This is a genomic window from Mesorhizobium sp. Arg314 (genome assembly GCF_053714275.1).
Genome location: NZ_JBSKBP010000336.1, coordinates 1 through 280 on the forward strand (window position 1 = coordinate 1; position 280 = coordinate 280).

Annotated in this window: 1 protein-coding gene; it reads left to right on the forward strand. The window is 59.6% G+C overall.

Features of this window, described 5'->3' with window-relative positions; genetic code table 11:
- Positions 1-204 (forward strand): co-chaperone GroES (locus ACWGS9_RS35745; protein ID WP_454509552.1); only part of this gene is annotated, 204 nt, incomplete at its 5' end.
- Positions 205-280 lie beyond the last annotated feature (76 nt).

The following is a 280-nucleotide window of genomic DNA, read 5'->3' on the forward strand; positions in this document are numbered from 1 at the left end:
GATACGGCGAAGGAGAAGCCGCAGGAAGGCGAGATCATCGCCGTCGGCTCCGGCGCTCGCGACGAAAACGGCAAGCTCGTCCCGCTGGACGTCAAGGCCGGCGACCGCATCCTGTTCGGCAAGTGGTCGGGCACTGAAGTCAAGCTCAATGGCGAAGACCTTCTGATCATGAAGGAATCCGACATCATGGGCATCATCGGCTGATCATCGGCCTCACCGTCAACTGAATTTTCGGGCTCTTCCCGAGCCCCTGCCAGGAGCTAAACATGGCTGCCAAAGA